This window comes from Micromonospora noduli, from assembly GCF_003264365.1.
Classification (GTDB): Bacteria; Actinomycetota; Actinomycetes; order Mycobacteriales; family Micromonosporaceae; genus Micromonospora; species Micromonospora noduli.
Window position 1 is genome coordinate 1 of sequence record NZ_PYAK01000170.1, and the last position, 417, is coordinate 417.

The 417-nt window shown below is 81.1% G+C and carries 1 pseudogene; it reads left to right on the forward strand.

What is annotated here, in order from left to right:
* Window positions 1-117: 117 nt before the first annotated feature.
* Window positions 118-417, forward strand: a pseudogene (locus GUI43_RS33345) (FtsK/SpoIIIE domain-containing protein); the annotation flags it as partial.

Genomic DNA, 417 nt, shown 5'->3' on the forward strand with positions numbered 1-417 from the left:
CCACGCAGCGCTCCGGTGGCCTGCCGCCACGCTCGGACGGGCCGCCGCCACGCCCCGGTGGGCTGCCCCCACGCTCGGGCAGCCCCTGGCGGGACGCGCCGACGCGCCGGGGCTCCGATGGCTGACCGGCGCGGTCAGCTGGCCAGCCGGGTCCGGGAAACCCTCGCCGAGGCGTTGGGCGCCACCCGTACCCGGCTGTCCGCCGCCCAGGCCGACCTGACCGCCGGGCGGGAACGACTGGCCCGGGTCCAGCGGGCGGCGGCCGCCGTACCGGCGCGGGTGGGCACCCAACGGGACCGCCGCATCGCCGAGATCGACGCCCGCTACTCCATCCGGATCGCGGAGCTGGCCCGGCGGGCCGCCGACGCGGCGCGGCAGGAGGCGCCCGGCTGCGCGGGGGCCGATTGGGCCGGGTGG